This is a genomic window from Paenibacillus sp. NPDC057967 (genome assembly GCF_042887015.1).
In the GTDB taxonomy this organism is placed as follows: Bacteria; Bacillota; Bacilli; order Paenibacillales; family Paenibacillaceae; genus Pristimantibacillus.
Genome location: NZ_JBHVQB010000001.1, coordinates 416,430 through 437,219, shown reverse-complemented (window position 1 = coordinate 437,219; position 20,790 = coordinate 416,430). Strand labels below are relative to the sequence as shown.

The following is a 20,790-nucleotide window of genomic DNA, read 5'->3' as shown; positions in this document are numbered from 1 at the left end:
AAGCGCTTGCCCAACTAACCCTTGCAAAACAAGCTAACAAATTACTTTCCTACGGACCGATGCTTTAACTCTATAGGGCATTCGTAGATGATCAGCCAAGCTTCCGAAAATGTTGGTCTTTCTTAGCAGCAAGCTTGCAGGGGTTCGATTGCTTTTTGTACTTCTTTAGCTTTGAGCGATTAATAAAGGAGGAAAAAGAATGTCATTTAAGAAAGCAGTAAGTCTCATATTGGTATTGACTATGATTTTTACGTTTGTTCCTTCAGCTTTTGCAATTGATACCGGAACGGAGTACTCCACATCCTCGCCTGATGGCACACTCACGGCGACGATGTACCTGGAAGGCGGACAATTGTACTACAGCGTTACAAAAAATGGGGCGGCAATCGTTGATAAATCACGCTTGGGCTTAAAGACCACCGATACGGATTTCTACTCGGGAATGTCATTCGTATCCACCAGCACAACCTCGTGGAACAATACTTATTCTATACCGGGCGGCAAAAAAAGTGTAAACCAAGATAACGCGGTACAAAGGGAATACACCGTTGCGAAAGGCTCGGCTCAGCTTATCTTATACATGACGGTATATGATGATGGATTCGGCTTCAGATACGCTATTCCGGGGATGGGAGAGGCCTTCATCGAGAAGGAATATACCGAATACAATTTCCCTAACGGAACAGGCGGATGGGGTCACCCGCCAGTCAATACTTACGAGGGGACTTGGCAGTATTACGCTCCCACAACGTTAGATACCAGTACGATTTCAATGCCTTTCTTGGCATCGATTAACAGCAACTCTTATTGGGCTTTATTTACCGAAGCGAATGTATATAACGCTGATGGAACTTATTGCCCTTCGGTTCTTACCGGGAGCCCAGGGCAGAACATGAGGTTTTCCTGCGGAGCCGACCAAGCTATGTATGGAAACCAGATGCAGGTTGCGCTGCCATTCCAGAGTCCTTACCGGGCAGTGATCGTCACGGACAATCTGAATGATCTGGTCAATTCAACTTTGGTGCAAAACCTGAATCCAGAGTCGAAAATCCCGGACACCAGCTGGATCAAACCGGGTATCTCAGCATGGTCCTGGTGGAGCGAGGACTATTACGGCGACCCGAATGTTCCTGAGGGCTATCGCGAAGTGCCTTATTCCTTCGAGCGCCAAAAGGAGTATGTGGATTTCGCAGCTTCAATGGGATGGGAATATGTCACCGTTGACGCCGGATGGGTGAAGTGGACCGACGGTACGATCGAGGATCTAGTCCAATACGCCGAGACAAAGGATGTGGGCATATTCATATGGGCAAGTCCGTATGTCCATACCCCATATGGCGCAAGCAGGATGAATCTGCGTAAATGGGCGAGCTGGGGCATTAAAGGAGTAAAAGTGGACATGACGGCCAATGAGTCGCAGGTCGGGATGAGCTTCCTGGAGTCGGTAGCCGATTATGCTGCCGAGCTTAAGCTTATGGTGAATTTTCATAACTCCACAAAACCGGGCGGAGAAGAACGTACTTGGCCTAATGTCATAAGCTCGGAAGGCGTGCTTGGCTCCGAACGCTATAAATTGTATTGGCCGCCGGCTCCAACCGCTGTTCACAATACTACGCTTCCGTTCACAAGAAACGTGCTTGGTTCCATGGACTACACCCCTGTTGCTCTTAGCAACACGAACAAAAATACAACACAAGGCCACCAATTGGCGATGGCTGTTGTGTATGAATCCAAGATTCAAAACTATGCCGACTCCATAGATATATACGCCAACTGGAAAGGTACGGAGCTTCTGCGTGTTGTGCCTGCCTCATGGGATGAGACCAAGCTCCTTGACGGTTTCCCGGGGAGCCACGCTGTTATGGCAAGGAAAAGTGGCTCGGATTGGTATATCGGGGCGATGACCGTTGGCGCGAGGACAATCACGATTCCCCTTTCAAGCCTGAACCTTGAACCGGGAGACTACACGGCTTATGTATATAAGGACGGAGCGACAGGAGAATCCATAAGTAAAGAAATAAGTACAGTGACAGCCTCTTCAACGCTGACGATTCCTCTTCTAGCAACTGGAGGAGCCGCGGTACTGATTTCAAAGAATACCGTGCCTAGTATGCCAGATGATCCTTATACTTACTATGAAGCGGAAAGCGCTGCTCTTGCCGGTGCTGCTTCTGTTGTAAGCTGCGTCAACTGCTCGAACGGCAATAAAGTGGGCAATCTGGGCAATAATTCAGGCACTGTGGAATTCAATGTAACCGTGCCAACAGCGGGTGCTTATCAAGTTAAATTGAATTTTCTAGCGGCCGACGAGAGATGGATTAACTACAGTCTCAATGGCGGTGCTAACACATTGCTTAAATTAAGGCTGGATTCAGGAAGCTGGAATGTTGTTCGAAGCTATATTACTTCCATGAATTTGAACGCGGGCACCAATACGATTAAGTTCTCTTATTCCAGTTATGCGCCTGATATCGATAACATCGGAATTCTAATACCGTAGGCAACCGACAAAAAAATGATTCCTGTACGAAACAGGAATCATTTTTTGTCGTGCGCTCGGCATGTGGCGATTATCTTCTAGCTGGCGCCTCCCAAATTGCACGAAGCCAGGAGTCGAACTCAGTACCTTTGTCGCCCTCGTAAGTATCATAAATATCCAGACGTGTCTTTTGCAGTTTTTCCTTAAATTGCTCGAAGGTGTGACCAACAGGTAGGCTTTTCTTAATCCGCAGCAAAACTTTGTTCAGGCCTTTAAACAGCTCGCCCTTATTCTTGGCAGGCATTTGCACATCTTCACCCAGCTGCTTCAACTTGCGGTATGCGGCTTCGCGCACCTGGAACACTTGATCACCTGTCAAAACATGCTGCAGCAGCTTAATGGTAGGGGCTGTATCCCAATTCCCCAATTCGTTCACCGCATTCAGTCTATCTCTCCAGCTTCCCGTCCGATTGGCCGCTCGTTTGAGCTCCTCGAAGTTTTCTGGCAGTTCGCTAACTGCTCCAATATCATGGTTGTTAGTCAAAGTTCAATCTCCTTAATCATCGCCATCTCGGCAGAATGATGAATGTAATTGGTATGATCACCATTATAGCACGAACCTGACTATCCTACTCCTATGAAGCCGATTGAGCAGCCTGTAAATCAGGATTTACTTAATCATGTTGCTGCAAAGGCAGCATGATGGTAATTTTTGTGCCCAATCCAGCTTGGCTATGAATGGTTACACCGTAGTTTGGTCCGTATGCAAGCTGCACACGTTCATGTACGTTTTTGATTCCATATCCGGCTTTCGATTCTGTGGATAACAGTGTGTCCACTTGTTCAGCAGACATTCCGCAGCCGTCATCTTCTACTTCAAGTAAGAGCGCTGGAACACCAGCGTGCGTGGATTTGTAAATACGGATGTTGATTTCCAGACATTGTTGATCATCATAGATGGCATGATTAATGACATTTTCGACAAAAGGCTGCAATAACAATTTTAACGTTTCATGCTTACACAAGCTCTCGTCTACTTCCCAACGTTCAATAAAGCTATCCTCAAAGCGCATATGCTGGATGGCAAGATAGTGCTTGGTAAGGGCGATTTCTTTCTCCAGCGTAATATATTGATGCCCCATATTTAGTGATGTCTGATAGAATCTTGCGAGATGGTTTAACATTTTGCTTACTTCCATATCATCGTTTTGGATGGCCAGAGAGGAAATACCCGACAGCGTATTATACAGAAAATGGGGATTGATCTGGCTTTGCAAGGCATAAAGCTCCGCATCGCGCTTGGCAATTTCCTTGATATACAGCTTATCAATCATATCCTTGAGACGTGTGCTCATCTTGTTGAAAGCCGCGTTTAACTGACCAATCTCATCCTTGCTGGAATCCGTAAGCAAGACGGTGAAATTCCCTTTCTCTACTTGTGCCGCTTGACGGTTTAATTTCCGCAGGCGGAGCGACAGGTATTTGGCAATGACAATGATCATTAAGATGGATAAGACAATACTAAAGAGCGCAATGACAACAATTTGCATAGCTGTTTGACGAGATGAACTCATGATTTCGTCAATGGGTGTGAGAGAAACGGTCTTCCAACCATGAGGCATGGTGTTATACACCAGCAAATGGGGATGTCCGTCTATGGTGACGACTTCTTGATTGATGGACAACTCGGGGCCGATGGCCTCGCTGAATGACAGGTTTAGAAGCGATTTATCAGATGCTGAAATGATTTGATTTTTTTCATTGAGCAAATAGACGCTTTTGTTCTGCTCTTCTTTTTCGATTAACTTGTAGAGTAACTCTTCATTAAGACCGATCGTCACCATGCCGTAAAAATGGCTTTGTGCGTTAAAGTTGAGAATACGTCCAAGATAGATCACGTTGTTCCCGTTTTTGTCCTGAATCACATTACTGAATATATTGTTGCCGTAGGTTTGTTGTAATTGAGTTAAGTACTCAAGCGGTAAATTTTCAAGAGAGATATGTTTGAGAAACAGACCATCCTCCGGAAGCGACTTGTTGTCTACATAAAGGTTGATGCTGGCAATGTTGTTGTTCGCAGTAAGCAAGCTGTATAAGAGTCCATCGATATACCGGTAGGCTTCGACAAAAGAATAGTCTCTTGTGTAATTTTGCGTAAGATAGGCTTGTAAGTTTTCATCTGTATAGATTAGAGATGAAATCTGGCGAAGATTATTCAAGTGAGCGTTGACATTACTGCTGATTTGCTGGTTGCTGCTAGACATATTCTCATAAGTCAATTCGAGCAGCCGTTGCTCCGTGCGATCATAGAAGAACACCGTAATAAAGATAAGAGGAATGATCGTGACGGTAAGAAATATGACCAGCAGCTTCTGTAACAAAGACGAATTGTTGAACAGCCTTTTCAATGTCTTCATGATCGTGGTCTCTTTTTCGCGTGTGTACGGTATTGGTTAGGGGTGAGCCCCGTGCGTTTGAAAAAGACAGAGCCGAAATACGAGGGGCTCTCATAGCCGACTTGCTTGGCAATCTCATGGATTCTAATATTAGTTTCCTGCAGCATGAGACAAGCATGGTCCATGCGGACCTGAGTTACATATTCGAGTAAGGTTTTCCCCGTAACATCCTTGAATATCGTTCGGAGATAGTTGGGTGACAGGTAGATGAGCTCAGCAAGCACATCAATCGAAATCACCCCTCCATAATTTTGTTGTATGATATTGCATACTTCGTTGACAATCTCGATATGGCGATCGACGGGGGATGCTTCCAGCTCGTCCATCATAATGCTCAGTAATTGCCGCATGTGTGTCTTCATCGATTGCATGCTTTCCATCAGGGAAAGGCGCTCGAAGAATTTGGAATCGTTTTCAAACAACTGTTGCAAAGGACGGTTGTTAGCCGCAACCGCAGACAGCACCGCATTAAAAACGGAAACGCTGTCTACAAAAACTTGACTGATATTGCCGGGTGGCAGACCGCCATCGTAATAGTCATGGAGCCATTCTTCAACCTGGTCTCTGCGATTTTGTTGCACGGCGGCAATCAAGTGCTCTGTTTTGGGAAAGGGTTCCTTGCGCAATATGGCTTGCATGTTCTCCCAGTTGTCATGGATCAGTCCTGTGCCGTGAATAGCAACCAGTTGATTGCGCGTTTGCAGCATCTTGGGCCATTGATTGGTAAAGGAGAGCAAGGATTGCGGGTGGTCTGTCAGGAACAGGGATATCCAACGCTGCGCATTCGCTGACTGATCTCTCCAATGCGTAAACACGGTACGGTCTGATTCCTTGGTAACGAAAAGCCATTGGCCATCGCGCAATTTGGTCAATACACCGGGAGAGTAGCTGGGCAATCCCGCGATGAAAAATTCTAATCTTTCCACAGTGGAGAAATCACCGGAAGGCGCATCGAATACAAGCGGATTCTCTGCGAGCAGGCTATATTCGTCGATACTGATAAATACAAAATAAAATGTTTTGTTTTCCGCAGGGAGATGCAAATGGTGGTTGTATACAGTAGTAACTTCGTCTGCCAAGCCGGAGAGCAGATTACCCCCGATTTGAAGAAGCTCACGCAGGTATTCTCCCGACGTCAATAAGGTGGAATTGAATCGATTCTTCTGTTCTTCACAACGCTGACGAACCATCCTCATCGTGGCAGTCAGTTCTTCGTGGTCAACGGGCTTCAGCAAATACCCGCAGGCACCATGCTGCAGCGCGGCACAAGCATAATCAAATTCATTGTATCCGCTTAGAAAAACGATTTGAATGTTAGGGAAGCGAGTATGAACTTGTTTGCAGAGCTCAATGCCGTCCATGACAGGCATTTTCACGTCGGTAATGAGAATATCCGGTTGCATGGCTTCTATTTTGCTCCATGCATCTCGTCCGTTGCTGGCAGTGGCAACGACACGGCAGGACATTTGTTCCCAATCTATATAATTTGCAAGAGTGTCTAAAGTGAGCCGTTCGTCATCGACTAAAATGATATTGTACATAGATCCTCCTTGCATATCGTTAGATGATAGAACAGAGTATAAGTTCGAATGTAGGTAATGTCAATTGATCCGGAATCCATGAATGCGTTGTAAGTCGGACCAAAACACATGATATAGTGAAAGGTCGTTTGTTTGCGATAGAAATCGGAAAATCGTGATATAGCGATACAAAACAAGATTCTATATGATGAATTCATAAAGTTAAATTGGAGATAAGGAGGCGGGAGAATGGAAGTTGAGATGGATAGAAGCAGCAAGAAAATTCCGTTTCTTAAACATCCTACAATTAAAAAAATGGTTCGGCAGCGATACTTTTATTTGCTTCTCATTCCGGGAGTTGTATGGGCAGCATTGTTCGCTTACGCTCCTATGGTTGGTTTGTACATGGCATTTGTAGATTATCAGCCGACTTTAGGGGATTTCTGGGGCTCGCTTTTTAAAGCGGACTTTGTGGGATTACAGTGGTTCCAATACTTCTTCTCAGGACAAGATTTTTGGATCGTGATGCGCAATACTCTGGTATCGAGTGTGCTAACACTGTCGATAGGGTTTATTCTTCCTATCATAATCGCAATAATGCTGAATGAAGCAAGAATAACCTGGTTCAAACGGACGGTCCAAACAGCCTCCTATTTACCATTTTTTATTTCATGGGTTGTTGCTGCAAGTATTGTGATTACATTGTTATCCGCTGAGGGACCTGTCAATCAGCTGCTGATGAAAATCGGAATTATAGAACAAGGTATTTTGTTTATGCAGGAAGGCAAGATGTTCTGGATTATTATAGCGCTTTCGAATGCTTGGAAGGATATGGGCTACAATTCCATCATGTATATGGCTGCCATCGCTGCCATTCCAACGGAGTTGTTCGAAGCTGCGAAAGTGGACGGCGCCAATCGTTTGAAGCAAATCTGGCACATATTACTGCCGATGCTGCGACCTACTATTATTATTCTGTTGATTTTGAACATCGGCAACTTGATGAATACCGGGTTTGATCAATATTTCTTACTAGGTAATTCACTGAACAGATCCTATTCGGATGTCATTGACACCTATGCGTTCCGATATGGCATTCAGAATGGCATGTTCTCCTATGCAGCTGCTGTAAGCATGTTCAAATCAGTAATCGCTTTTATTCTGGTGATAACGGTAAACCAAATATCTAAAAAAATGGGCCAAACGCATCTGTTCTAACCATTTGTGCATACGGCTGGGAGAGGAATGAAAAAATGAATAATGAAGTTGCACCCACAGTCGCTAGAAGCAAGTGGTCACAGCGCTATACGCTGGCAACCATTACAGGGAATATGATCATTTACGGATTTTTATTGTTATTGTTCATTGTTACCTTCTTTCCGTTCTGGCATATTTTCATATTGTCCCTGAATGATGCTTCTGACCCGACTTATGGACAATTTATGCTGTGGCCAACCGAATTCAGCCTGGGCAGTTATAAAACGGTTTTGAAGGATGCAGAAATTCTGAATTCCATCGGTGTGACGGTCGCTCGAACGGTAATTGGAGTACCTCTTACGCTGGCTTGCATTTCAATGCTGGCTTACTCGCTAAGTAAAAGAGAACTGGTAGGCTGGCGTGGAATAAATTTGTTTTTTGTATTTACGATGTATTTCAGCGGCGGATTGATTCCCACTTACATGGTCATTCGCAGCTTGAATCTGATCGACAGCTTCTGGGTTTTTATCTTCCCCGGGATAATGAGTATATTTTGGATGATATTAGTTCGCACCTACATGGAGGGCTTGCCCAAAGAAATGGAGGAGGCGGCACAAATAGAAGGTGCCAATGACATTCAGATTTTTCTAAGAGTCATTATACCTGTGTGTACTCCGGTACTGGCTACGATCACCTTGTTCTCAGCCATTGTTCATTGGAATGCGTGGTATGATTCTTACATTTATACGTATAACCCTGATTTGAAAACGTTATCAGCTGTTTTGGTGAAAATTCTGAATCAATTCCAGACCAATGACATGTTAAGTGCGGCACAGCAGCTTGCCAATGAACAGCGTAAGATGCCGGTATCCAGCGAGAGTATCCGTATGACAGTGACTATGGTAGCGACATTGCCCATTATTCTTATGTATCCATTACTGCAAAAGTACCTCCTGAAAGGAATGCTTATCGGGGCAGTAAAAGGCTAAACGTTACCAATCGAAGTCTTGTTTTCGCCCATATTCCGAATCTGACATCCGGTTCAGGTTATGGTTGAAATATAAATCCCCCTGCATATGCAGCAGGGAAGCAAGCTGGAAGCCAAGAAGCTATTTCATTCATAGGAGGGTATCAGAATGAGAAAAAGAATGATCATGGCAGCGCTGCTTGCATGCACGATGCTTATGAGCGCATGCAGTACCGGAGGCAAAAATGAGAACGTTCCCAAAGGGGGAGAAGAAAACGGTACAACGAAGAAGCCTATCACCTTAACGTTGTTTGACAAAAATGTGGGTGATCCGTTTACTAACCCTGTTGCAAAAGAAATTACAGAACGCACAGGTGTATTTATTGAGATTCAGCAACCTACCGGTAATCCGGATGAGAAGCTGAATTTGATGCTAGTCAGCGGAGATTTGCCTGATATTGCTGTCATTGACAGACGTGAAGCAACCATGAACAAATACATTGCCGGTAAAGCATTGATTCCGCTGAATGATTTGATTGAGGAGCATGCTCCGAACATCAAGGCGCGTTATGGTGACGTGCTTTCCAAAAGCGTGTATGAGGATGGCAAAAATTATTATTTGAACAACTGGTACGGCTTGGATCCAGATCCAAACTGGGCAATCAATATGCGTATGGATATCCTTGAAGAGTTCGGATATGGCGAGCGCGCATTGGCTGGAGATTCCTTTACACAAGATGAATTTTTGGACTTGCTGAGAAAATTTAAAGCGAAATATCCAACTGTAGACGGAAATCCTTCTATACCGATGACCGTGAACGCAGATCACATGCCTACTATCATTGGTTCATTCAAGGCGATGTATGGGATGAAAACTTATTATGAGAAGGATGGCCGTCTTGAGTTTATAGTCAGAGATCCGCGTTACTTAGAGATGATAAAGTTCATCAACACTCTTTATTCAGAAGGCTTGCTAGACCGTGAATGGGGCATCAATAAGTCTCAAAACTATGAGCAGAAAACGGTCAGCGGACGTGTGTTTGCGACGGCGGGCGGTATCGTCAATGATGCCAACACGGCATTCCGCGCTCAGCACGGAGAGGATACCAATCAACTGTTCTACGGGTTTAAAGTAACGGCCCCAGGCGTTGATCCAGCAGAAACAACTTTTGGCCCTCGCAGCTCCTTGGGCTGGGACGGCATTGGTATTACAGTGGCGAATGAGAATCCGGTTGAAACGATCAAGTTTCTAGACTTCCTCGCAAGCGAAGAAGGTCAGTATTTGCTGATGTGGGGTAAGGAAGGCATGAACTGGAATATGGAGAACGGCGTTCATGTACCGACGCAAGAAGCGCTCGACTCCATTAGAGCTGATTGGCAAGAATTCTCAAAAACAACAGGCGCGCGCAAATGGACATGGATGGTTCGGAATGGATTGGGCGAAGACGGCACTCCTTATGACTTAATGTTCCGTTACAACAGAGATAATGTGAATGAACATGCGCTGAAAGCAATGGAAGGCTCCACTTGGGATACCGCGCTTTATGATGATCTAGGTCCAAAGGGAGGCTCACCCGACGCATTGAGTGAGCAAAAAATCAAGGATATTATCGACAATAGCTTCTCCTCTATGGTGTATGCAAACTCACAGGGTGAAATTGACGGTATGTATGCAAAAATGATTGCTGAGTTAGAAGCCAATAATGCAGTGAAGATTGAAGATATTTATACAGCTAACTATAAAGTTCGTATGGACTTGTACAACGCGGCAGAAAAGAAATAAGCATGTAGCAATCCAAGAAAGTATCGCTATGATTACGGGGCGGAGTGGGCAAGCTGTACCCTGCCCCGTGTATTTTAACCAGGGAGTAAAAGTTTCACGCTTGAGAATATGAATTCGCTTTCTAAGGAGACATACAAGATGGCAATCATCATAGGAAAAAACAATGTTTTTTTGCTAAACACAAGAAACTGCTCGTATAGCTTTAGTGTAGATCAGGAAGGGCTCTTGCGGCATCTCTATTGGGGCGCACGCATAGATGCGATTGAGGATTTTAAGAATGAGCCCTATGTATGGGAGCAGGGCTTTCATCCCCTCAATGATGTCAAGCGAGAAGAATGCTCCTCTTTTGGAACGATGCGTTTCAAGGAAACTTCTTTCAAAGTAACGTTTGCCGATGGTGTAAGAGATTTTCGTTATCGTTATGTGGGGCATACGATTGACAATGACGAACTCACCGTGACCCTGGAAGACACAGTGTATCCGCTTCAAATGTCCCTGCACTACAAGGTGTATGAAGATGTAGATATTATTGAAAAGCGTCGCACAGTTAAAAACTGTGGAACCGAAGTCGTTACTGTGGAGCGTCTGCATTCGGGAGAAGGCTCGTTGCCTGGAGCAGGCTGGAATCTGAAAAACTTTAACGGCATGTGGAATTCTGACTTTGATGCTTTCGAGCAAAAAATAACGGGCGGAAAAACGGTGTTGGAAAGTCTGCGCGGCGCTACGGGTCATGTAGCGAATCCGAGCTTTGTTCTGCATCAAAATGCGGGGGAAACATATGGAGAGGTCTATTATGGCGCACTGGCATGGTCAGGAAATTTCAAAATCGTATTGGAGCAAACCCCCTACGAGTATTTGAATATTTTGGCGGGGATGAACGATACCGACTTTGAATGGCAATTGACAGGCGGGGAAACTCTGGAAACACCGGCTCTGTATCTGGGGTATTCACCGGATGGATTTGATAGAATGTCGAATGCAATGGGCGAGTTCTCCAGACGATATGTCATGCCAAAGCCTCTGGCAGATAAGCCTCTTTCCGTTTTATATAACTCCTGGGAAGCCACCTATTTTGATGTGAATGAGCAGGGGCAGCTTCAGCTTATAGAGAAGGCCGCACAGATAGGTGTGGAGCTCTTTGTTATGGATGATGGATGGTTTGGACGGCGCAGCGATGATCATGCGGGATTGGGAGATTGGCGGATAAACACAACAAAGTTTCCAAACGGACTGGCACCGCTGACCCAAAAGCTGAAGAGCTGCGGCATGCAATTTGGTTTGTGGATTGAGCCCGAGATGGTGAATCCTGACAGTGACTTGTATCGCGCTCATCCAGACTGGGTGTATCATTACGCAAGTCGTCCGGTGATGGAGGGGCGTTACCAGTATATGCTGGATCTGACCAGGCAAGATGTACAGGATTATATTATTGCGGAGATTGATCGGTTGCTTACGGAGAATGATATCTCCTATATCAAATGGGATATGAACAGAGGGATGAGCGAGGTTGCTTCTGCTGTATTGGATCGCAGTGAATTTAAAACGATTTGGTACCGGCATACGAAGGGGTTTTACCATATTATCCAATCATTAAGGGCGCTGCATCCCGAGGTAGAGTGGGAGGCTTGTGCAAGCGGCGGCGGCCGCGTGGACTATGGCGCTATGCCATACTTTGACGAATTCTGGCCAAGCGATAACACGGACCCTCTGGACCGATTGTCTATTCAGGAAGGGTATAGCTATCTATATCCAATCAAATATATGCGTGCCTGGGTGACGGATTCGGGGAAAAATGGCAAACGTGCCATGCCGCTGTTGTTCCGATTGCATATCTCCATGTGCGGTGCGCTTGGCATTGGACTTAATTTGAATGAGAGTACAGAAGAGGAAATGGAGCTTCTGAAAAAATATGTAGCGCTCTATAAAGAAGTTCGTTCCATTATACAGTTTGGGCAATTACACCGGCTGGCTTCGTTGCCAGTGGACGGATTGCAGGCCGTGCAGTACGAGAATGGAGAAGAAAGCGTATTGTTTGCATTCCTGGATCATCCCTCTCGCTGGCGCACAGCATTTACGATTCGTCCAAGAGGGCTGGATGCGAAAACAAGTTATCTGGTAGAGATAGAAGGGCAGCAGAAGCAGAGCTATTCAGGCGCGTTTTTGATGAACAACGGACTCACGATTACACTTAATCATGATTATGCAAGCTGTATGGTGCGCTTGTTGCCGGAATAAAAAACAAAATACGAATGGACAGGAGATTGCATCTATGTGGAAACTGTATTCGCCTAATCATGCTGTTAGTTTCACCGTGTTTGAGAATGCCGAGAAGGAATTATGGTACGCGGTTGAGCGCAATGGCAAAGCGGCCATCGAGCAAAGCAAGCTTGGCTTTGAAAGTGACTTGGAGGATTTCACAGGAGGCTTTCGTTTTGTAAAGGAAGCTCGTGCTGTTGTTGATGAGAGCTATTCTATACCAGCGGGCAAAAAAGCAATTTACGAGAATCATGCGAATGAGCTGACGCTAGAGTTCCAGTGTGGCGCTTATACGTTCGTGCTGTGCGCGCGTGCTTATGATGATGGGGCTGCTTTCCGCTATCAAGTACTGTCTAATGAAGAAAAACCGATGAAAGTATTGCGTGAAGCAACAAACTTTAATTTGGCAGAGGCCTACAATGAATTATGGCTGCAGCATTGGGTCAACAGCTATGAAGGTACCTATGACCGTACCGGCTGGGAAGACAAAGAAGGCAGAGATTACGGGATGCCAAGCTTGTTCCACGCTGACAATGGCGGCTGGGTCATGATTACAGAAGCAGAGGTATACAACACGGATGGCAGCTATTGCTCTTGTCATTTGCGCGGAGCCGGAGAGCGGACCATGTCCTTGGAATTCGCTCCGGAAGAAATGGGGCGACCGCTCTCCTGTAAGCTTCCGTTCGCCTCTCCTTGGCGCGTCATTGTGGTGACAGACGACTTAAACGAATTGGTGAATACCACCATCAACTATAACTTGAATCCGCCTTCTGTCATGGAAGATACAAGCTGGATCAAGCCGGGGCGTTGTTTGTGGGGCTGGTGGGAATATATGAATAGCGCACAGCTATATACAGAGCAGAAGCGCTTTGTAGATTATGCGGCAGCGGTCGGATTTGAAGGACTCACCGTGGATGCGGACTGGGATATTACGTGGCTGAAAGAGCTGTGCGATTATGCCCACTCGAAAGGGATAGTCGTATGGCTGTGGAGCGCCATGCAGTATATCGACACCCCTGAGAAGGCACAAGAGAAAATTCCGTTGTGGGCAAGCTGCGGGGTAGACGGACTTAAGGTCGATTTCTTCCAGAACGATTCTCAGCATACGATGTGGCAATATGAGATGATTGCAAACTTAATGACGGAACATCGGTTGATGATTAATTTCCATGGGGCGACCAAATGTATGGGCGAAGGACGCACATGGCCGAACTTTATGACGGCAGAAGGGATTATGGGAATTGAACATTATATGTGGAGCGGCTTGCCGGACGCAAGACACAATTGTACGGTTCCCTTTACACGCAATGTAATCGGTCCGATGGATTATACGCCGACCGGGTTTTCGAACAAAAACCGCAACACGACGCTAGGGCATCAAATGGCGCTTTCCGTCGTTTATGAATCAGGCGCTGCCCATATTGCAGCATCGATTTATTATTTGGAGGCATGGAAAGGGACCGATTTTCTGCGCCGCATGAAGCCTGTTTACGATGAGATCAAGGTGTTGTCTGGTTTTCCAGGTCATCATGCAGCCATTATGCGCCGGTCCCAAGAAGAGTGGTTGATTGGCTGCATAACAGACGAAGCGATGATTCTGCGTCTGAGTATGGATTTCCTGCCTGAAGGTGAGTTTGAGGCTGATCTTTATGAGGATGACTACAGCGGCGAATTGATGAAGGTGAAGCGCATCAAGGTGACTTCTGCTGATGTACTAGAGCTACCACTGCTGAAAGGCGGCGGTGCCGGCATCTATATCACAAAAGAAATCCCGGACTTGCCAACAGGAATTTGTTCCGGTTACATGAGTGACGCAAGGACAGAGTACTTGGCACTGGCGGGACAAACGCTGAAAGGCAGCGAGCCTGTCGTTTATGACAATGAACAGGAAGCGGTATTGCTGAATGGCAGTGTTGTGTTTTCAGTGAAAACAACGGACACGCCTCATACCATAAGACTGTTCTATGCAGCAACAGAGCCTTGGACACTGCGTGTCAGTGACGGAATCAACAAAGTGGACATGGCCATGCCGCAAAGCGGCTCTAATAAAATATTCATGACCAAAGATGTGGTATTTCCTTTCGCTGGCGGGGAGAGCGCGTTGTTCTTCGAGCGTATTGCAGGAGCTGTGCCCGCTTTGGAAAGATTCCATATTATTGATAACAATCCTCCAAAAGAATTGTATGTTCCTGTTGGAAAAGGCAGCCTGAGCGGTGGCGCAGAATTTGTGCTGGATACAGCAGGCGTGGAGAAGGCTACAGGTCTAGGCAATGGAGGCGAGCTTAAGTTTGACCGTATTATGGTTCCTAAGGATGGCTATTATTTGATGCGCTTTGACTACTGTGCAGGGGAAAGCCGAGACCTCAGCATAGAGCTTAACGGAGGAGCGCACACGTACAGAACCAATTTGCACAACACCGCCGGCTGGGGCTTCCCTGTATGGGATATCAAAGATCAGCGTGAAATTCGCATCTGGATGCAAGCGGGCAACAATACATTCCGTCTATACAATGATGAAGGCCGAGCTGTTCATATTTACGGTTTTGCTATTATTGCAGATGAGTAGAAGGCTTTGATATAAGCGGGAAAAGAATGGGGGAAGTCACCCCTTTCGTGTATTGCGATACACGAGGGGAGCCTTCCCCATTATTTTTTTGAACAGTCGAGAGAAGTAGTAGGGATCCTGAAACCCGAGGCGAATGCTAATTTCCTTAATACTCTGCTCGGTGAGGTCCAGATACTGGCATGCGAGTTGAATCTTAAGTCGCAAATAGTAATCGATGGGGGAGTAGCCTGTCGTTTTTTTGAACACATGCGTATAATGCGGAACCGACAAATTGGCTTGATCCGCTAATTGTTGCAGGGATATATTCTGCTCCAAGTGATCGCTCATGAATTGGAGCGAGAGCTCCAGATCGTGTTTCTTCTTCTGCTTCCCTGGCACATGGGGTTGTTGCTGCGAGAATCGTATGAGCGCCGCGAGATGGCATGCCAGTTGCGAGACATAAATAATGCGGTTGAGGGAGTAGCCTTTCTGCAGAAGATCATAACATTGATGAAATAGCTCGATGATCTTGGCGGATTTTTCAACGGATACCAGTGTTGGTATCGTATATTGATCTATGCCTTCAAAGAAGGAACCGGCATTCTCTCCTTTCATATGAAACCAATAAATAGTCCATGGATTGGTTTCGGAGGAGCCGTATTCATGGGGCATATTGGCAGGGATGACCATGACGGAGCCTTTATGCAGGATCTGTTTCTTCTGACCGCTCAGGCTAACCCAACCCTCACCTGCAATACAATACATAACGATATAAGCAGCACTGCCCGCAGGGCGTTCACGATAGTGATGCAGTGCCTGTGGAAAGCAGCCTATATCGGTTATATACAGAGGGCGGATAAGCGGGTGAGTCGCGTATTCGGCAATAATATCATCGGGCAGTACAATCAACTTTTGGGACTTGAATCCGTCTTGTTTTTTTATAGTATCCATACTATACACTATGCTTTTTCCAGAAACGCTTGTCAACTCTTAAACGCAATTGAAATCATCATATAATCCATCATCTTCATTTGATAGTGAATGGTCTTGAGGGATGAAACCTCGTAGGATAAGGGTAACGAAATTACATCTTGTATACGAAGGGATGAGCGAATTGGCACAACAAGCTGAAGTGAAGGTATGGGAAGAAATGATTGAAATTCCTACATATGAAGTAGGGGAGCCGGATAAAAATCCGATGTTTCTGGAAAAACGCGTCTACCAGGGGAGTTCAGGCCGTGTCTATCCTCATCCGGTTATTGATAAAATCTATGATGATAAGGTTATGAAGCCCTATCAAATGGTGTACCTGGAAAACGAATACGTTCAAATTCAAATGATGCCTCAAATCGGCGGACGAATCTATAGAGCGATCGATAAGACGAATAACTATGATTTTGTCTATCACAATCAAGTGATCAAGCCTGCATTAGTCGGTCTGATTGGACCATGGATCTCAGGCGGCATTGAATTTAACTGGCCGCAGCATCACCGTCCGAATACGTATGGACCTGTTGAGTGCAGCATTGAAGCAAATGAGGATGGCAGTAAAACGGTATGGGTAGGCGAGATTGACCGGATGTACGGTACGAAAGTAACAACAGGCTTCACGCTGTATCCTGGCAAAGCTTACTTGGAGGTCCATGCGCAAATGTACAACCGCACATCGGAGCCTCAGACGTTCTTATGGTGGGCGAATCCGGCATTGGCTGCCAATGATCATAGTCAATCGGTATTTCCTCCCGATGTGCATGCCGTATTCGATCATGGGAAACGTGATGTATCCAAATTTCCAATTGCAACCGGAACGTACTACAAGATGGATTATTCAGAAGGCGTTGATATTTCCAAATACACCAATATTCCCGTACCAACATCCTATATGGCGTATCAGTCAGATTATAACTTTATTGGCGGCTATGATCATAAAGTCCAGGCAGGGCTGCTGCATATTGCGAATAAACATGTCTCGCCAGGCAAGAAGCAATGGACATGGGGGCATGGAGAATTTGGTCAAGCTTGGGATCGTAATTTAACAGATGAAGATGGTCCTTACATCGAGCTAATGACCGGTGTCTACACAGACAACCAACCAGACTTCACATGGCTTCAACCCTATGAGGAGAAGAGCTTTAAGCAATATTTTATGCCCTACAAACAAGTCGGCATGGTGAAGAACGCTTCTATTGATGCGGCTGTGAATCTGGAAGTGACCGGTCAACAAGCGACCGTACATGTCTATGCAACTTCGGTATTCGAGGCTGCGCATGTCATTCTTAAAAGCGCTCGTCGAACGTATATAGACAAGACACTAAAGCTTTCACCCGTGGATACATTCTCAACAGAAATCGAGATCGATAAGAAGGATCGGGAAGAAGACTTAATCCTTGTCGTCTTAACTGCAAGCGGCAGAGAACTGATCTCCTATCAGCCGAAACCGAAGAAAATCGAGCAAACGCCAGCTCCGGCGAAAGCGATCGGTGCACCGGAGGAATTGAAGAATACAGAGGCTTTATATTTGGCAGGTCTTCACTTGGAGCAGTATCGTCATGCTACGTATGAGCCTGACGCTTATTATTTGGAAGGATTAAAACGTGATCCAGAAGATATTCGCCTGAATAACGCATACGGATTATTGCTGCTGCGCAGAGGACTACTGGAAGAGAGTGAAGCGTATTTTAGAAAAGCGATTGAGACGTTGACTCGCCATAATGCAAGACCTTATGACAGTGAGCCGTTCTACAACTTAGGCAAAACCTTGAAATGGCAAGGCCGCTTGGAGGAAGCGTTCACGACATTCTACAAGGCAGTCTGGTCTGCAGCATGGCAAGCAACCGGGTATTATGCGCTAGCGCAAATTGCTAGTGAGAAGCATCAATATGAAGAAGCGCTTGAACTGATTGACCGTTCTCTTACGATGCAGCAACGCAATTACAAAGCTCGTAATCTGAAGAGCGTTATTCTGAGAAAACTCAATCGTCTGGCTGAAGCAAAGCAGTTAACTGAGGAAACCATTTCTCTAGATCCGATGGAATTCGGTTCGAGAAATGAATTGATCTATATCTATGAGCAATCCAGTAATCAAGAGCAAGCTAATCAAGCGAAGCAAACCTTAGTGAATCTGATGCGAGACGACGCGCATAACTATATTGCGCTTGCACATGATTATGCTGATGCCGGGCAATACGCAGAGGCACTGGATGTATTAGGCCGCATTGCTGAACGTACAAGCGGCAACGTGTATCCCATGGTTCATTACTATCAAGGGTACTACAACATGAAGTGTAATGATCCCGCTGCATGTGATTCCTATTATAGCCTTGCGGAGGAAGCGAATCCTGCGTATTGCTTCCCCAACTCGATTCAGGATTATGTCGTATTGAACCATGTGACAGCATTGCGCGGGAATGATTCAAAGGCACCGTACTATATGGGCAACTTGTTGTTTGATAAGAAGCGGCATGATGAAGCGGTATCTTGCTGGGAGAAATCCGCAGCGTTGAATGATTCATTTGCAACCGTACATCGTAACCTGGCTTTGGCTTATTTCAATAAAAAGCATCATCCAGATGCAGCGCTTACTGCCTTAGAGAAAGCATTTGCTCTGAATACATCCGACGCTCGAGTGTTTTACGAGTTGGATCAATTGTATAAGAAGCTTAATTATTCATCTGAGACGCGATTAGCCCAATTGGATCAATACAAGGAATTAGTGATCATCCGTGATGATCTGTACCTGGAGTATATTACCTTGCACAACGCCTTGAGCCGTCATGAAGAAGCGATTGCGTTGATTATGAATCGCAACTTCCACCCGTGGGAAGGCGGCGAAGGTAAAGTGCCGACACAATACGTGTTAGCGCGGGTAGAGCGGGCCAAGAGGCTGCTAGAAGCAGGCCAGGCGAAGGAAGCCATAGAGCAATTGCTCGCAGCGAAGCAGTACCCGCTGAATGTGAATGAGGGGAAATTAGAAGGAGCCCAAGAGAATAATATCCATTATTACTTAGGTCTCTCTCATCAACAGCTTGGAGAAGAGGAGCAAGCTATGCAGTATTTTGCCGCAGCTTCCCAAGGGTTGGATGAACCGACAAGCGCGATGTACTATAATGACCAGCCGCCGCACATGATTTTCTATCAAGGTGTTGCTTTACGTCAATTGGGTCATGAGAAAGCGGCTCGCAGCCGGTTCAACAAGCTAGTGGACTATGGAGAACAACATATCTTCATAGAACAAAAGATTGATTATTTTGCAGTCTCTTTGCCAGACTTCCTGGTATTTGATGAGGATCTGAATAAGAGGAATCATATCCATTGTTACTACATGATGGGGCTAGGTCATTTAGGTCTTGGAAACCAAGCAGAAGCGGTGAATAACTTTAAGCTGGCACTTGAACTCGAGCCGAACCATCAAGGCGCTGCTATCCATATGGAGCTTACGCTTCAGGGCGTATCATAAATGGATTCATGCTCAAGAACGTTGTTGAACCGCGTTCTTGAGCAATTTTTACGATGATCGAAAATATACAAAGCTGCCTCTACATACGGTCGTTCCTCAGGGAATGGCCTCTATAGAGGTTTTCTCACATTTATCAGAGGAAAAAGGGGAGGGCAACCATGTTGCAGTGGAAGCAACAACAGATGGATGATCAGGAAGTATGGACAGGTACGAACTCGATTATAGAACTCACGATTGCTGCTAATCTGGGGAGCAAAGTCATTTCATTGAAAAATTTGAAAACCGGAAGAGAATGGTTATCGAGAACGGATAACCCGCTTGGCAACAAGGGGTATGCGAGTTCATTCGCAGATAGCGACGGCAGCGGCTGGGATGAGATGTTCCCAACGATTAATGTATGCCGTTATCCGGAATTCCCTTGGCAGGAGGTAGAATTACCTGATCATGGAGAGGTGTGGTCGATTCCTTGGGATGTCATCGCACACGAAGGGATACTCAGTTGCGATGTATATGGAGTGAGGATGCCGTATCATCTGAAGAAAACCTATTCGTTCACGAAAGAGCAGCGATTACGGATTGATTATTCCGTTCAGAATCTCAGCCCATTCCCCTTCTCTTTCTTATGGGCAGCCCATCCGCTGTTTCAAGTTGAAGAAGGTATGGAAATAATAGTGCCCCGCGAAATGAATACGATCGTTGTCTCCTATTCCCAAGATGGCCGGTTGGGCCAGAGAGGAGATGTCCAGAAGTGGCCAATTCCCTATGGGGATCAAGAACAGATACGATTGAACGTAGTGGAAGCGGCCACGGCTCGCACGGCAGAGAAGTATTATTTTCAAGGTGAGCTGCCCGAAGGGAAGGCCTCCCTCTTGGATCCCGTTACAGGAGAACAATTGACGATGCTATTCCCAAAGGATAAGGTTCCTTACCTGTCCATCTGGGCGAATGCTGGCGGATATCATGGACAGTATCATGTGGCGATCGAACCGGCTACCGGGTTTCTCGACGATTTATCCTATGCCATGGAGCGCAAGTCTGTTGCTGTTGTAGAAGCACACGGTACTTATGAATGGTTTTTGGAAATCGAGTTGATTACGGGAATGAATGATTCAGAGTATAGATAACAAGGAG

The 20,790-nt window shown here is 45.8% G+C and carries 12 protein-coding genes; 8 read left to right on the top strand and 4 right to left on the bottom strand.

What is annotated here, in order from left to right:
• Positions 1 to 199: 199 nt before the first annotated feature.
• Entirely contained in the window at positions 200 to 2,500 is a 2,301-nt protein-coding gene (locus ACFVSO_RS01825; RefSeq protein ID WP_387469479.1) for a glycoside hydrolase family 97 N-terminal domain-containing protein, read from the top strand.
• A gap of 70 nt (positions 2,501 to 2,570) precedes the next feature.
• Here ACFVSO_RS01825 and ACFVSO_RS01820 read toward each other — a convergent pair whose 3' ends face one another.
• From ACFVSO_RS01820 to ACFVSO_RS01810, 3 genes are all read right to left on the bottom strand, one after another.
• A complete protein-coding gene (locus ACFVSO_RS01820; RefSeq protein WP_387469477.1) occupies positions 2,571 to 3,023 on the bottom strand; it encodes a HEAT repeat domain-containing protein in 453 nt (150 codons plus the stop codon).
• A 130-nt stretch (positions 3,024 to 3,153) separates the two neighbouring features.
• The gene (locus ACFVSO_RS01815; protein ID WP_387469475.1) at positions 3,154 to 4,896 is read right to left on the bottom strand and encodes a sensor histidine kinase; all 1,743 of its coding nucleotides are present in this window, start codon (positions 4,894 to 4,896) and stop codon (positions 3,154 to 3,156) included.
• Entirely contained in the window at positions 4,893 to 6,476 is a 1,584-nt protein-coding gene (locus tag ACFVSO_RS01810; RefSeq protein ID WP_387469473.1) for a response regulator transcription factor, read from the bottom strand. The genes ACFVSO_RS01815 and ACFVSO_RS01810 overlap by 4 nt, the downstream gene beginning before the upstream one ends.
• A 228-nt stretch (positions 6,477 to 6,704) precedes the next feature.
• Between ACFVSO_RS01810 and ACFVSO_RS01805 the strand changes: the two genes are divergently transcribed.
• From ACFVSO_RS01805 to ACFVSO_RS01785, 5 genes are all read left to right on the top strand, one after another.
• Complete coding sequence (locus ACFVSO_RS01805) at positions 6,705 to 7,673, top strand: ABC transporter permease (RefSeq protein WP_387469471.1); 969 nt, start codon at positions 6,705 to 6,707, stop codon at positions 7,671 to 7,673.
• Positions 7,674 to 7,708: 35 nt separating this feature from the next.
• Positions 7,709 to 8,641 (top strand): carbohydrate ABC transporter permease, encoded by a 933-nt coding sequence (locus ACFVSO_RS01800; RefSeq protein ID WP_387469469.1) that lies wholly within the window; start codon positions 7,709 to 7,711, stop codon positions 8,639 to 8,641.
• Positions 8,642 to 8,788: 147 nt separating this feature from the next.
• Positions 8,789 to 10,402 carry an extracellular solute-binding protein gene (locus ACFVSO_RS01795; protein WP_387469467.1) on the top strand — a complete coding sequence of 538 codons (1,614 nt, stop codon included), beginning with the start codon at positions 8,789 to 8,791 and terminating at the stop codon, positions 10,400 to 10,402.
• A 138-nt stretch (positions 10,403 to 10,540) separates the two neighbouring features.
• Positions 10,541 to 12,637 carry an alpha-galactosidase gene (locus ACFVSO_RS01790; RefSeq protein WP_387469465.1) on the top strand — a complete coding sequence of 699 codons (2,097 nt, stop codon included), beginning with the start codon at positions 10,541 to 10,543 and terminating at the stop codon, positions 12,635 to 12,637.
• 34 nt (positions 12,638 to 12,671) lie between these two features.
• Entirely contained in the window at positions 12,672 to 15,224 is a 2,553-nt protein-coding gene (locus tag ACFVSO_RS01785) for a glycoside hydrolase family 97 N-terminal domain-containing protein (RefSeq protein ID WP_387469463.1), read from the top strand.
• Positions 15,225 to 15,260: 36 nt separating this feature from the next.
• On the opposite strand, the gene ACFVSO_RS01780 is transcribed toward ACFVSO_RS01785, so the two are convergent.
• The gene (locus tag ACFVSO_RS01780) at positions 15,261 to 16,154 is read right to left on the bottom strand and encodes an AraC family transcriptional regulator (RefSeq protein ID WP_387469461.1); all 894 of its coding nucleotides are present in this window, start codon (positions 16,152 to 16,154) and stop codon (positions 15,261 to 15,263) included.
• Positions 16,155 to 16,308: 154 nt separating this feature from the next.
• Here ACFVSO_RS01780 and ACFVSO_RS01775 point away from each other — a divergent pair, with 154 nt between their 5' ends.
• Together ACFVSO_RS01775 and ACFVSO_RS01770 are read left to right on the top strand one after the other, a co-directional pair.
• Positions 16,309 to 19,659, top strand: a complete 3,351-nt coding sequence (locus tag ACFVSO_RS01775; protein ID WP_387469459.1) for a DUF5107 domain-containing protein — start codon at positions 16,309 to 16,311, stop codon at positions 19,657 to 19,659.
• Positions 19,660 to 19,817: 158 nt separating this feature from the next.
• Positions 19,818 to 20,783 (top strand): aldose epimerase family protein, encoded by a 966-nt coding sequence (locus ACFVSO_RS01770; protein ID WP_387469457.1) that lies wholly within the window; start codon positions 19,818 to 19,820, stop codon positions 20,781 to 20,783.
• Positions 20,784 to 20,790: the final 7 nt, after the last annotated feature.

What these genes read in the sequence shown, in the direction of transcription:
- ACFVSO_RS01825 (WP_387469479.1), top strand. Translation starts at nt 200, where the DNA reads ATGTCATTTAAGAAAGCAGTAAGTCTCATATTGGTATTGACTATGATT.
- ACFVSO_RS01815 (WP_387469475.1), bottom strand. Translation starts at nt 4,896, where the DNA reads ATGAAGACATTGAAAAGGCTGTTCAACAATTCGTCTTTGTTACAGAAG.
- ACFVSO_RS01810 (WP_387469473.1), bottom strand. Translation starts at nt 6,476, where the DNA reads ATGTACAATATCATTTTAGTCGATGACGAACGGCTCACTTTAGACACT.
- ACFVSO_RS01805 (WP_387469471.1), top strand. Translation starts at nt 6,705, where the DNA reads ATGGAAGTTGAGATGGATAGAAGCAGCAAGAAAATTCCGTTTCTTAAA.
- ACFVSO_RS01800 (WP_387469469.1), top strand. Translation starts at nt 7,709, where the DNA reads ATGAATAATGAAGTTGCACCCACAGTCGCTAGAAGCAAGTGGTCACAG.
- ACFVSO_RS01795 (WP_387469467.1), top strand. Translation starts at nt 8,789, where the DNA reads ATGAGAAAAAGAATGATCATGGCAGCGCTGCTTGCATGCACGATGCTT.
- ACFVSO_RS01790 (WP_387469465.1), top strand. Translation starts at nt 10,541, where the DNA reads ATGGCAATCATCATAGGAAAAAACAATGTTTTTTTGCTAAACACAAGA.
- ACFVSO_RS01785 (WP_387469463.1), top strand. Translation starts at nt 12,672, where the DNA reads ATGTGGAAACTGTATTCGCCTAATCATGCTGTTAGTTTCACCGTGTTT.
- ACFVSO_RS01780 (WP_387469461.1), bottom strand. Translation starts at nt 16,154, where the DNA reads ATGGATACTATAAAAAAACAAGACGGATTCAAGTCCCAAAAGTTGATT.
- ACFVSO_RS01775 (WP_387469459.1), top strand. Translation starts at nt 16,309, where the DNA reads ATGAGCGAATTGGCACAACAAGCTGAAGTGAAGGTATGGGAAGAAATG.
- ACFVSO_RS01770 (WP_387469457.1), top strand. Translation starts at nt 19,818, where the DNA reads ATGTTGCAGTGGAAGCAACAACAGATGGATGATCAGGAAGTATGGACA.